The 12,219-nt window shown below is 45.3% G+C and carries 6 protein-coding genes and 1 pseudogene; 4 read left to right on the top strand and 3 right to left on the bottom strand.

Features of this window, described 5'->3' with window-relative positions:
• Positions 1-23: 23 nt before the first annotated feature.
• The gene (locus tag QUA25_RS09375; RefSeq protein ID WP_333037192.1) at positions 24-1,064 is read right to left on the bottom strand and encodes a M28 family peptidase; all 1,041 of its coding nucleotides are present in this window, start codon (positions 1,062-1,064) and stop codon (positions 24-26) included.
• A gap of 352 nt (positions 1,065-1,416) precedes the next feature.
• The gene (locus QUA25_RS09370) at positions 1,417-1,995 is read right to left on the bottom strand and encodes a hypothetical protein (protein WP_333037191.1); all 579 of its coding nucleotides are present in this window, start codon (positions 1,993-1,995) and stop codon (positions 1,417-1,419) included.
• 343 nt (positions 1,996-2,338) lie between these two features.
• On the opposite strand from QUA25_RS09370, the gene QUA25_RS09365 reads away from it, so the two are divergent.
• The 4 genes and pseudogenes from QUA25_RS09365 (at position 2,339) to QUA25_RS09350 (ending at position 10,037) form a co-directional block, all read left to right on the top strand.
• A complete protein-coding gene (locus QUA25_RS09365; protein WP_333037190.1) occupies positions 2,339-5,689 on the top strand; it encodes an EAL domain-containing protein in 3,351 nt (1,116 codons plus the stop codon).
• A gap of 40 nt (positions 5,690-5,729) precedes the next feature.
• A complete protein-coding gene (locus tag QUA25_RS09360) occupies positions 5,730-5,927 on the top strand; it encodes a hypothetical protein (RefSeq protein WP_333037189.1) in 198 nt (65 codons plus the stop codon).
• Positions 5,928-6,077: 150 nt separating this feature from the next.
• Positions 6,078-8,636, top strand: a complete 2,559-nt coding sequence (glgP, locus tag QUA25_RS09355) for an alpha-glucan family phosphorylase (RefSeq protein ID WP_333037188.1) — start codon at positions 6,078-6,080, stop codon at positions 8,634-8,636.
• Between the two features lie 551 nt (positions 8,637-9,187).
• Positions 9,188-10,037: pseudogene (locus QUA25_RS09350) on the top strand (IS630 family transposase).
• Positions 10,038-10,278: 241 nt separating this feature from the next.
• On the opposite strand, the gene mnmG reads toward QUA25_RS09350, so the two are convergent.
• Entirely contained in the window at positions 10,279-12,195 is a 1,917-nt protein-coding gene (mnmG, locus tag QUA25_RS09345; RefSeq protein WP_333037187.1) for a tRNA uridine-5-carboxymethylaminomethyl(34) synthesis enzyme MnmG, read from the bottom strand.
• Positions 12,196-12,219 lie beyond the last annotated feature (24 nt).

The raw sequence follows: 12,219 nt of genomic DNA, 5'->3' as shown, positions 1-12,219 counted from the left end.
TCCCCATGCTCAATTCCCAATTACTAATTACCTAATTCCAATAATTTAGCCACGGCATTGACAACAATTTGAGCAGAACCGGCGAAAAAAGGTCGATCGATAGTTGCTAATGTATCGCTAGATTGGTGATAGTGGGGCGATCGCAAATTTGCAGTATCCGTCACCAACACAGCACCAATTCCTTTATACCAGAAAGGCGCGTGGTCGCTCCGCAAAACATCGGGAGTCAGCAACCCTTTCAGGGGAACCGGCAGTGCCACCACAGGCGGCAAATCGGCTTTTCCCGACTCCGCAAAACTTTTCAATAGCAGCGGATGTTCCGCATCCCCAATCACAGCGATAAACTCGCCTTTGTCAGGAGATTTTACCCCCGATGCTTCTAGAAAAGGTTGCGCTGTCAATCCTTCGGGATATTGCTGGCATCCGGGCGTGCGGCAGGCATAACCTACCATATCTAGGACGATCGCACCCTGCAATTTTTTTAACCGCGCGTCGCTACCAGTGAATGCTAAACTGCCTAAAAGTCCGAGTTCTTCCCTGTCGAAAAAAGCTACTTGCAATGTCCGAGGTGTGGCACGAGAACCCAGCAATCTTGCTACTTCTAAAACTACTGCAACTCCCGTCGCATTGTCGTCAGCGCCTGGGGAGTTTGGTACAGTATCGTAGTGTGCTGCAACTAAAATTGCACCGGCGCTGGAGTCAGTACCTTTTCTCTCAGCGAAAACGTTGATTCCGCGATCGAACGGCTGCAACTCGGGGGAAAATCCTAATGTTTGCAGTTGTTTTGAAATGTAGTCTCTAGTAAAAGAGCGAGATCGTTCTCCATCCCGTTCTCCTGCTAAACTATCGACGTGTTTCCACAACCGGGACTGGTCAATTTGGGGCAGAGAAAAAGCATTTTTTTCAGCAGGAAGCGGTAAGGGAGACGGGTTTTGGGAAGTGTGGATATTGCGATCGAGCGAAACTGCGGGTACACTCGACAACCGCTGCCACGAGTCAGAACGCCAACCCACAGCCGCCACCGCAACCATAATAAATAGGGCTATCCAAATCAATTGTTTCATCAGTAAGTCTATGTGAGATTTTAGACAGGGCTTACGCACTCCTCGCTCTCATCAACCGGGTTTTTTAGCGGAAGCGAAAGCTGCAACAAAGTCTTTTTGTAAAACCCGGTTGATGCGTCCAGAACTGTTATATTTTAGATTTTAGATTGACACCAGAGTTAAAAATAAACTTGTTTCAAAAAATGAAACTCAAAAATATTAAAATTAACGGCGCCCGAGGCAGTTTTGTATTTTTCCTCTAAAAAAGCAGGTAAAATCCTTGGGATGTTGCCGTCGAATCTGTCTTGCTTATTGGATCGTTCGACGGCGACATTCAAATCACTAATTTACCTTTAAAATTCACAAGCCAAAACTACTTTTTTTCCCACTCAATCTCCTTATTCTCCAAGATCAACCCGCTGCTGCTAGGAAAAGCATAAGGAATAGTTTTTGCCGAAAATTCTACTATTTGAGTTGGTTGTTGAAACCACTCTGAATAACTCGGATTGAGTTGGTCGTACAGTGCTTTTAAAGCTTGAATCTCTGCCTCTAGCTGCGCGGCTGCTTGATTGATTCTCCGAGCTTGTGCTTGCAAGCGTTTTTCCCCGGTTTGAACGTGGTTTTCTACTTCTTGCCAGTGCTGTCCGGCCAGCAATTTTTCTAGTTCACCTTGCTTGTAATTGAGTAAAGCCTGTTTTGGCTGCAGTTGCTTTTCAATATTTTTAGTCTCTCGGTCAATTTCCTGGATTTGCTGCAACCACTGCTCCCCAAAAGCAGCAGTTTGCTGGTGGAACTCAGCAATGGCTTGAGGAGTATTATTTTTGGGAAAACTGACTGCCACTCGGCACTCAGAGCGCTGTACGCCAAGTTTTTCCAGCGAGTCTTGCAGGGCGGTAACTTCTGCTTGCAGCGCGCGGACTTCTTTTTCGAGTTGTGGGATCGTCTGACTCATGGGTTCAATTAGTGGACCTCTGCATCGATTTTAAGCTAATTGTTTATTTTTCTAACGAATCCCGGTCGCCTTTTTGCGGGAATTATCTAATTTTAGCGCGCTCCCACGCGGTGTCTAGGCAGAATGGCGGATAATTTGTGGCACAATGGCTGATGACACATTTTAAATTAAGATTAAAATTGTAATTAGTTATAAAGCTAAATTATTAGCTTGAAAAAAATTTATTTACAAATCCACATAAATTAATAGTGGCTGGGTTTGCCCATGATAGAAAAAGTTCGGCTAATTTTTTTTAGATTTATGGCGGCTAAAAAGATTTATTTGAAATTAGGAAGTAGAGCACATGAAAAAAAATTCTCAATTGATGTTGGGATATTTCGCGGTTGCTATTTTTGGTCTGGAATGTGGCATAAATCCAAAAATATTACGGACAAGTCTAAGAGATGAACCTGGCACTCGCCCTGTAGAAGGGATTTTGGTTCGGTCTCAGAAACATAGCTATTTGCCATCGGCAGCTCGCCCCCTTACTTCTGCAAGCACCGCATTATTTTTGGATAAATTATCGCAAATTGAGCCAGTAAAATTACCGATTTCTAATTATATAGAATCTCAGGAAATTCCTCGAAAAGAAGCTACTCTTAGATGGAAAATAATCTGTTATTACCTGGTTTTTATTTGTGTAGCAATATCATTATTGCTCCGGGGTAAAACAGTAAATAGCTTATCCAAGACGATGAGGTTAATCAAGCCGAAGTCTGAAACAGAAAATGACAAGGTACCAAAAGGAGAAAAAGTGTTGTATCCACCAAAAAAAGAACAGGATATCTGGCATACTATTGCCCAAATGACCCAAGACTTGCAGCAAACTGCCGAATATGCTCTCGATATTTGCGAAGAAATGAACGTCTCGATAATCGCCACCACCCCGGGCGGTTATATTCTGTCGTTAAACCAAGCTACCTGTCAACTTTTAGGATACTCTAAAAAAGAGTTGTTAGGCACACCAATAGCCAGACTGTTTCAGAAAACTGAATCACCAGCCCCGGAATTAGAGTTAGCAAGTTTAACAGCCGAAGGTTCTGTGCGCAACGTCGAAAAAGTCTACCTTTCTAAACATCGAAAAAAAATAATTGTACTGCTTTCTATTTCAATTATTCGCGACGGTCAAGGCAAGGTCAGCGGCAAGTTATATATAGCACAAGATATTACCGATAGAAAGCGGGTTGAAAGAAATTTGCGGCGCAGTGAAAAAAAGTTTCGCCAACTGATAGAAACTGTTAATGCTGTTGCATTTATCTATCACCGCAGACAGTTCCGCTATGTCAATGCTCAGACAGAAGCTCTGACAGGATATACTCGCGAAGAATTACTAGCCTTGGATTTATACGACTTAATTCATCTAGATTTTATAGAAATAGTTAAAAAATGGGGTAAATCCAGCCATGCGCGCTCAACAGCAGGCTCTAAATATGAATTAGTAATAGTCACGAAAACAGGAGAAATGCGCTGGATTGAAGCAACTGTAGATATTATAAAATTTGAAAAAAAAGCCTCAATATTAATCACAGCATTTGACATCAGCGATCGCAAATTAGCAGAGTCACAACTAGAAACATCTCTTTCGTTGCTTCAAGCAACCATTGAATCTACTGCTGACGCCATTCTGGCGGTTGACAGCGGAGGAAAAGTTATCACCTTTAACCGCAAATTTGCCGAAATGTGGCAGTTGCCGGATTTGCTGGTTGATTCGAGAGATAACAACCAAATTTTGGGGTTTGGAATCAACCAGTTAAAATACCCCGAAATATTTCTCAACCGTGCTAAAGAATTGTCTGATCGCCCTGCAGCAGAAAGTTACGATCTCATCGAGTTGACAGATGGCAGAATCTTCGAGCGCTACTCGTTGCCCCAGCGCACGGGAGGCCAAATTACTGGTCGAGTATTCAGCTTTCGGGATGTAACGGAACGGGTGCAATCCGAAGAAAAACTACGCAAAAGCGAAGAACGCTTTCACCTGCTGACGCGGGCGACAAATGATGCCGTATGGGATTTTGATTTGTTAAAAAATGAGTATTGGTTGAGCGCAGAGTTTGAAAACGTTTTTGGATACAAACTCAACGAAACTCAGACGATAGAATTAGAATCCTGGTGGTTAAATATTCATCCAGAAGAACGGGAAAGAGTGATGTTAAGTTTCAACCAAACAATGAACTCAGATGCTCAATGTTGGTCGGAAGAATACAGCTTTCACCGTGCAGACGGGGGATATGTTTTTGTGCTCGATCGCGGCTATATCATCCGCAATGAAAGTGGCCAAGCAGTCAGGGCGATCGGCACGATGATGGATATCACTCAGCGCAAGCAAGCTGAAGAAATTATTCGCTATCAAGCTGTTTATGACCAACTCACAGGTTTACCGAACCGGATACTTTTTAACGAGCGGCTGCTGGCTTCCTTAAAACAAGCTAAACAAACAAAAAAAATGCTTGCTGTGATGTTTTTAGACTTGGACAGGTTCAAAAAGATTAATGATACATTAGGTCACGCTGCGGGCGATCGCCTGTTAGAAGGTTTTGCCGGACGTATCAGCGACACTTTGCGATCGACTGACACTGTTGCCCGCTGGGGAGGCGACGAATTTACCATACTGCTTCCCGATATCAATTGCTTAGAAGATGCCGTTAAAACAGCTCAAAGAATACTCAACAATTTAAAGCCAGCATTTAAACTAGAAGGACAACCGTTTCATGTTAGCAGCAGCATCGGCATTGCCCTTTATCCCGATGATGGTGAAGAGGCCGAAACTTTAGTCAAAAATGCCGATGCTGCCTTGTACTACGCTAAAGAAATGGGAAGAAATAACTATCAGTTATATACTTCAACACTTAATCCCCAAGGCAGCCATTTACTAACTATAGAACACAGGCTACACGAGGCTTTAGAACAGGGAGAATTTGAGGTTTTCTACCAGCCCAAAGTCAACATTACTACTTGGCAAATTCAGGGCATGGAAGCCCTGCTACGCTGGCAACATCCACAATTAGGTTTAGTTACTCCCGCTACATTTATTCCGATCGCCGAAGAGAACGGGCTCATTGTAACTATTGGGGAATGGGTGCTGCAAACAGCCTGCACTCAAAATAAAGCTTGGCAGGATGCTTTGCAGCCAGATTTGCGGGTAGCAGTCAACGTTTCGGCTCGGCAGTTCCAGCAATTTAATTTATTAGAAATGGTAGCGAAATGCTTGGAAAAAAGCGGTTTAGCACCCAAGTATTTAGAGTTAGAAATTACCGAGACTACAGCCATGCAAGATGTGGATTATACCACAAAAGTTCTCAGGGAGTTGCAGAATATGGGAGTGCAAATTGCGCTGGACGATTTCGGCACTGGTTATTGTTCTCTAAATTATCTCAAAAAGTTTCCCTTGAATATCTTAAAAATAGATAAATCCTTTGTCAGCGGATTGACGACTGATCCGTGCGAACGGGCGATCGCTAAGGCTGTAGCGACCCTGGGGCGAGATTTGAACTTGAGCGTGGTAGCCGAAGGAGTAGAAACTAAAGAGCAGTTGGAGTGTTTGCGATCGCTCCACTGTCAAGAAATTCAGGGTCATTATTTCAGCCCTGCACTATCAGCCAATGATGCTAGTAAGCTATTGGTAAATTCTCAGTTGCAACAAGTAAAAATTGCTTAATTGGGTCGCGACTTACGACTGCGTAAGGTTGTAACGCTGCGTGCAATTCCTGCGAACGTTACACGTAAAAAGTCGTGCGACCACCGCCGAAACCCGCATACGTCCCGCCGCAGCAGCCGTCGCACGAGCAGCCACTGTAGGAAAACTCGTTGCCGCACTCAATACAGATCCCCGTCCAGTAGTGATGGTCTGGTGGCAAGGCCTTCTTGCGACAGTTATCGCAGCCGAAAACGGCTAGTTCGCTCACATCGAACGACCTCCGCTTCCGTTTCGTCTGCTTGATGGCATCGTGCATCAACTGGTTAAAACTTAAAATAGTGTGCAGAATAACGGACTTGTACCTAAAGACAGAGGAAAATATCGCTACCCCAACATAAAGGCTTTGTCTATGCAGCCAATTCGCACATTTAACGTTTCCCCGTCGCTACCGGCAATTCTCGAACCCCTACGCAAGCTTGCTTACAACTTGCACTGGGACTGGAACGTCGATACCAAAGACCTCTTCCGCCGCCTCGATCGAGACCTGTGGGACTCCAGCAACCAAAACCCGGTGCTGATGCTCGGAACCATATCTCAAGAGCGACTGCAAGAAATGGCAGAAGATGAAGGCTTCATTGCCCAAATGAACCGAGCAGCCCAACAATTAGACGATTATCTCAAAAATCGCGCCTGGTACCGCAAACAGCGTGGCACCGAGCAGCAAGAATGCTACGCTTACTTTTCGATGGAATTCGGCTTAGTTAAAGCCCTACCAATCTATTCCGGCGGTTTGGGCGTACTCGCAGGCGACCACCTCAAATCAGCTAGCGATTTGGGCTTGCCCTTAGTCGGTGTCGGCTTGCTATACCAAGAAGGTTATTTTTCGCAGTATCTCAACGCCGACGGCTGGCAGCAAGAACGCTATCCGCTCAATGATTTCTACAATATGCCGCTGCACCCAGAACGCAATCCCGACGGTTCGGAATTGCGGATTGAGGTAGACTATCCCGGCCGCAAGGTGTACGCCCGGATTTGGCGAGTACAAGTGGGAACGGTTCCTTTGTACCTAATGGATACAAATATTGAACCTAACAGCCGCTATGACCAAGATATTAGCGACCAACTGTACGGCGGTGATAAAACTCTGCGGATGCACCAAGAAATCATGCTGGGCATCGGCGGCGTGAAAATGCTCAAGGCATTGGGGCTGACAGTTACGGCTTATCACATGAATGAAGGCCACGCGGCTTTCATGGCTTTGGAACGCATTCGGATGCTGATGGAGGAATATCACCTGAGTTTCGTAGAAGCGGAACAGGTGGTGGTTTCGAGCAGTATGTTTACGACTCACACGCCCGTACCTGCTGGGTTTGACTTGTTCGAGCCGGATATGGTGATGCACTATCTCGATCATTATCCCAGGATGTTTGGCTTGTCGCAAGATGAGTTTCTGGGATTAGGCAGGGAGAATACTAGCGATTTGTCCGCACCTCTGAATATGGCAATTTTGGCAATTAAAATGTCGAGTTTTGTCAACGGGGTGGCGGCTTTGCACGGCGTGGTGTCGCGCCCGATGTTTCAGGGTTTGTGGCCGGGCTTGCCACAGGAAGAAGTACCGATTACTTCGATTACCAATGGGGTGCACGCTCGCAGTTGTGTGGCGAAGTCTACTCAGGAGTTATACGATCGATACCTTGGCCCGGACTGGGAAATGACCGGTAAGGACGATCGTCTCTGGGACAGGCTGTCGTCGATTCCTGATGAGGAACTATGGCGCAATCACGAACGCTGTCGATCGGAGTTGGTGGTGTTCGCGCGGGAGTGGCTGCAAAAGACTTTGCGCGAGCGCGGTGCTGCCCAAACGGAAATCGAACACGCGCGGGAAGCTCTCAATCCGAAGGTGCTGACGATCGGGTTTGCCCGCCGCTTTGCTACTTACAAGCGGGCGACGCTATTTTTGCGCGATGTCGATCGAATTATGCGGATCATGCGCGATCAAAATCGCCCGGTGCAGTTTGTGATTGCTGGGAAGGCTCACCCGATGGATATTCCGGGTAAAGAATTGATTCGGGATATCGTTCACTTCATCCGCGAGCACGAGACGATGAGCTCGATGGTGTTTTTACCGAACTACGACATTAACGTTGCTCGGATGATGGTGTCGGGCTGCGATGTGTGGCTGAATACGCCGCGCCGCCCGCGTGAGGCTTCGGGTACTTCCGGGATGAAAGCTTCGATGAATGGTTTGCCGAATCTGAGCATTCTTGACGGATGGTGGGATGAGGCTGATTATGTTCGTACCGGTTGGCCGATCGGACATGGGGAGTTTTACGAAGATACTAAGTATCAGGATGAGGTCGAGGCGAATGCTTTGTACGACTTGATGGAAAAGGAAGTTGTACCGCTGTTTTACAACCGGGATGCTGATGGAATTCCCCGCGGTTGGACGGAGAAAATGAAGGATTCGATTCGCTTGAATTGTCCTTTGTTCAATACTGCTCGGATGGTGAAGGATTACGCGCGGCGGGCATATTTCCCAGTGAGCGATCGCTACCATACCATGACTTCGGATAATTGCGCTCCCGCCAAGGAGTTGTCTCACTGGAAGAAGCACGTTCTCGCGAAGTGGAAGGATATTAAGATTGAGGCTGTTGATATTTCCCAGGATAAGGAAGTTAAGGTCAATCAGTCGATCTCTGTTAAATCTCGGATTAATCTGATGGGATTGACGCCTGCGGACGTGCAAGTTGAACTTTATCAAGGCTCGGTTGATGCTAACGGCGATATCATTGGTGGCGTGCCGGTGGTGATGGAGTATTTGGGAGAAGATTCTAACAATGCTAGCCTTTATACGGCTGACATTACTTATACTTCTAGTGGTTTGCAAGGTTTGTCGTTGCGGGTTTTGCCGAAGCACGATAATCTCAGCAGTCCTTATGAAGCTGGCGTGATTCTCTGGGCACATTAAAGGAAGTTCGGCAACGGATTAGCAAGGGCGGATGTAACGGATGTAACGGATGTAACGGATGGAAGGAAGAGGGAATCAGGAATCAGGAAGATTTTACCTATTCTCCCCCTCTCCCACTCTCCCACTCTCCCACTCCCTCTCTGCTTATCTTCCTTGGGGGATGACTATGTAGCCGGTTGTGCAATGATCGCCCAATACCAAACTCCGCTCTATTTCCTAGTACCACCAGTGACCGCGTATATAAGCGTACAGCAAGGAATCTCGCTGGTCTTCTAAGGCTTTGAGGGTGGCAAAACTGGTGGAAATTTCGGGGAGGTTTGAACCACGGATGAACGCTGATTTTTATGCAGGATGTTTGCGAAATTCCGACTTGGTTCGAGGATTGATCAATATTTACAATATACGGGCAGAATTTCATTAATTAGAGTTGAGATTCTGCCCGTTTTCCTTTTTTGTGGCTTTGCTGAATACAGGTATATAGTCATTTCAAATAAATGTGAGACAGAGGTAAGATCATGATAAAATCGATAAAAATAGTTAATTATAAAAAAATGGCTTACAGTCTAGACTATCGACAAAAAGTAGTCAATGGATGTGGAAAATGGAGGGAGTATAACGAAAGCTGCCGCCATATTTAAGGTAGGAAGAGCAACAATTTATAGATGGCTAGGTAGGGAAGACATTCGACCAACTCAGGTCACTCACCGTCAACGAAAGCTAGATTGGGAAGCTCTCAAAAAAGATGTTGAAAAAAATCCGGAAGCAAGATTAGTAGAAAGAGCAAAAACTTTCTCCGTCAGACCGAGTGCCATCTGCTATACCTTAAAAAAACTGAAAATTACAAAAAAAAAATAACTTCGCTATAAAGAAAGAAATAGAGAATCAAGAATGAAATATTATAGAAATCTGAGAGAATTAATTAAAATTTATGGCAGCAAAAGTCTTGTCTTCATTATTGATGAGTCAGGATTTGAGGAATTTGAAGGTTCTGTCTATGCGTGGGCGAAAAGAGGAAAAAAAGTCTATGGTGAAAGACCAGGAAAACGGGTAAAAAGAGAAAATTTAGTAGCAGGAAGAAGAAAAGGAAAGAAGGACTTAATTGCACCAATGCTCTTTATGGGTAGTTTGAATGCAGAAGGATTTGAAGGATGGTTATCTTTATATTTGTTACCAGATTTAACAAGTCCATCTATATTAATTATGGATAATGCACCCATTCATCGTAAGACTGTCATTAGACTATTGGTTGAGTCGGCAGGTCATCAGATAATATTTTTACCAAAATACTCTCCTGATTTAAATGATATTGAGCATGATTTTAGTGCATTAAAGAGAGCTAAAATGTATGCTTCTCCTGGCACATCTCTTGATGAAATTATTCGTGCTTATTGTGCAGAGTAAGTGTCTCATACTTATTTGAAATGACTATAAATTCAAAATTTCGGAATTTTTATAAGCCCAGTCGGGTGAGTTTTGTAACATCAAGCGAAAAGTTGATTCATACCGTGACTCAGCAAAGCCCAGAATCTATATCCCTCAATATGAAATCCGCCGAACAAAATAGTGGTTCCACAAGAGTCACACTTTTTCATACTGCGATTTCATAAAATTGAAGGAAGCCTTGATACACCTCTAGTTGAGCTTATTTACCAACACCCGCTGGCTGCTGACGGTTTCGCACTTCCAGAAAAATCAACAAAGCATTAACATCAGCCGGATTTACCCCACCAATTCGGGCAGCTTGGCCAATAGTCAGCGGTTTCACCTTAGCCAACTTTTCCCGCGATTCTTTGGAGAGAGTTGTAATTGCCATGTAATCTAAATCTGCGGGCAATTGTCGGCGTTCGTGTTTGGCAATGTCATCGATTTGATTTTGCTGTCTTTGCAGGTAGCCGGAATATTTGATGTCAATTTCTGCACCATCTTTTTCAGCCAACTTCAGAGTAGAATTGCCTAAATTGTAGCGTTCCAAATCCACATAATGAAAACCAGGACGACGCAACAAATCAGCCAGAGTAATTGAACCTTTAATCGCTTGTTGAGTGTCTGCAAAAATTGCCTTGCCTACTTCCTCGTGCTCTTTCACCCGCGTCGAGTACAAGCGTTCCTTCTCTGCCACAATATTAGCTTGTTTGCGATCGAACAACTCCCACCGGCGATCGTCAATCAAACCAATTTCCCGTCCCAGCGGCGTCAAGCGTTGGTCAGCATTGTCCGATCGCAATAATAGCCGATATTCCGATCGCGAAGTCAACATCCGGTAAGGTTCCCGCAAATCCTTCGTACACAAATCATCGATCAAAGTGCCGATATAACTTTGCTCGCGAGGAAACACAATCATCTCCTGATTTTTTGCAAACCTGGCTGCATTAATCCCCGCCACGAGCCCCTGTGCAGCCGCCTCCTCATATCCAGTTGTACCGTTCACCTGACCCGCGCAAAACAGCCCTTCAATCTTCTTAGTCATGAGTGTTGGAAAGCACTGAGTAGCCGGCAAATAATCGTACTCCACAGCATAAGCAGGGCGCATCATCTCGCACTTTTCCAAACCCGGAAGAGTCCGCAGCATTTGCAATTGCAAATTTTCCGGTAAACCAGTAGAAAATCCTTGGATATAAAGTTCAGGAATATCTCTACCTTCCGGTTCAATAAAAATCTGGTGACTTTCCTTATCGGCAAACCGTACAATCTTATCTTCAATACTCGGACAATAGCGCGGCCCCTTAGCATCAACCCAGCCGCCGTAGACTGGAGAAAGATGCAAATTGTCTCTAATTAACTGATGAGTAGCTGGCGTAGTTCGAGTCAAATAACAAGGCATTTGTTCGCGTTCTATCCAGACTTCTGGATCGAAACTAAACCAGCGAACCTCTGCATCTCCCGGCTGCGGTTCTAGGTTGGTATAATCCAGAGTACGCTTGTCAACTCTTGCCGGAGTTCCTGTTTTTAACCTGCCTGTTTCAAAGCCCAAACGATTGAGAGTTTCCGTCAATCCAACGGCGGCAAATTCTCCCGCACGTCCGGCGGGCATCGACTTATTGCCTACCCAAATTGTGCCACCTAAAAAAGTACCTGTGGTCAGAATTACTGCTTTGCATTCAAAGGCGACGCCGAAGTATGTTTCTACTCCGATAACTTCTTCGTTTTTGCCCAAAACTAAGTCTGTTACCATCGCTTCGCGGATGGTCAAATTCTCTTGATTTTCGACAATATTATTCATTACAGCGGCGTATTCCCGCTTGTCAGTTTGTGCTCGCAGGGCCCACACTGCGGGGCCTCTCGAAGCGTTGAGGACGCGCTTTTGTAAGTAGGTGCGATCGGCCATTTTGCCAATTTCCCCGCCTAACGCATCAACTTCGTTAGTGAGTTGGGTTTTAGCCGGGCCGCCGACAGCCGGATTGCAAGGTTGCCACGCAATTTTGTCGAGGTTGAGGGTGAGGAGAAGGGTGCGACAGCCGAGGCGAGAAGTGGCGAGGGCTGCTTCGCAGCCGGAGTGTCCGCCACCTACTACGATGATGTCGAAACTGTCTTGGAATGGAACTGGAGTTTGTGCGGTCATTCGATTTTAGATTTTAGATTTTAG

The organism is Microcoleus sp. Pol17C6 (assembly GCF_036701145.1).
Taxonomy (GTDB): domain Bacteria; phylum Cyanobacteriota; class Cyanobacteriia; order Cyanobacteriales; family Microcoleaceae; genus Microcoleus.
This window is presented reverse-complemented; position numbering and strand designations above follow the sequence as displayed.

Bases quoted from the DNA above. Each gene is read 5' to 3' on its own strand.
- QUA25_RS09375 (WP_333037192.1), bottom strand. From the start codon at position 1,064: ATGAAACAATTGATTTGGATAGCCCTATTTATTATGGTTGCGGTGGCG.
- QUA25_RS09370 (WP_333037191.1), bottom strand. From the start codon at position 1,995: ATGAGTCAGACGATCCCACAACTCGAAAAAGAAGTCCGCGCGCTGCAA.
- QUA25_RS09365 (WP_333037190.1), top strand. From the start codon at position 2,339: ATGAAAAAAAATTCTCAATTGATGTTGGGATATTTCGCGGTTGCTATT.
- glgP (WP_333037188.1), top strand. From the start codon at position 6,078: ATGCAGCCAATTCGCACATTTAACGTTTCCCCGTCGCTACCGGCAATT.
- mnmG (WP_333037187.1), bottom strand. From the start codon at position 12,195: ATGACCGCACAAACTCCAGTTCCATTCCAAGACAGTTTCGACATCATC.